Below are 550 nucleotides of genomic sequence, written 5' to 3' on the forward strand. Positions count from 1 at the left end.
CGTTGACCGCCAGCCTTCCGCCGTCGGGGTCCGCCATAACAGCGGTGCGAGGCACAGCTGAGTCCCACGGCATGTCAGCCGTCACAATGCCCCCTTCGCTCCCAGTTGAGTACATTGTAGGGCGACGCAGGCTGGATGAACCCGAAGAAGTTGAACATCCGGCAAGAGTGACGAAACAACCCGAGCGCGGACCGCCGCCGCAGCACCAAACAGGACGCTTGGCCGACGGATTGGTAGCGCGCACCATATATTTGATCCGTGCCCTCTCCAGCGAAATCAGTGCGCTCTGCCTGGCAGTAGTACCTGATGATTCCCAAACTTGTCCGCCTGTCCCGTTCCGCGCACAAAGACCGGCCGGTGGCGTGGGACAGGTACTGGGCAGGCATCAACGTGACCGGCGCGGGTGGCGAGGTTCTCTGGGACTCCGGCGGGGACCACGAATTCCTGGGGTACAAGGAGGTGCTTGTGCGGTACCTGGACCCGGAGCTTCCAACGGTTGACGTGGGATGCGGGCACGGCAGCTTCACGCGTGCGCTCGCCGGAGTCTTCC

The 550-nt window shown here is 63.3% G+C and carries 1 pseudogene; it reads left to right on the forward strand.

Annotated elements, in window-relative coordinates:
• Nucleotides 1–306 precede the first annotated feature (306 nt).
• A pseudogene (locus CXQ89_RS17915) lies at nucleotides 307–550 on the forward strand (methyltransferase type 12); the annotation flags it as partial.

Origin of the sequence: Arthrobacter sp. ZGTC212 (assembly GCF_002929255.1) — a bacterium.
Lineage (GTDB): Bacteria > Actinomycetota > Actinomycetes > Actinomycetales > Micrococcaceae > Arthrobacter_B > Arthrobacter_B sunyaminii.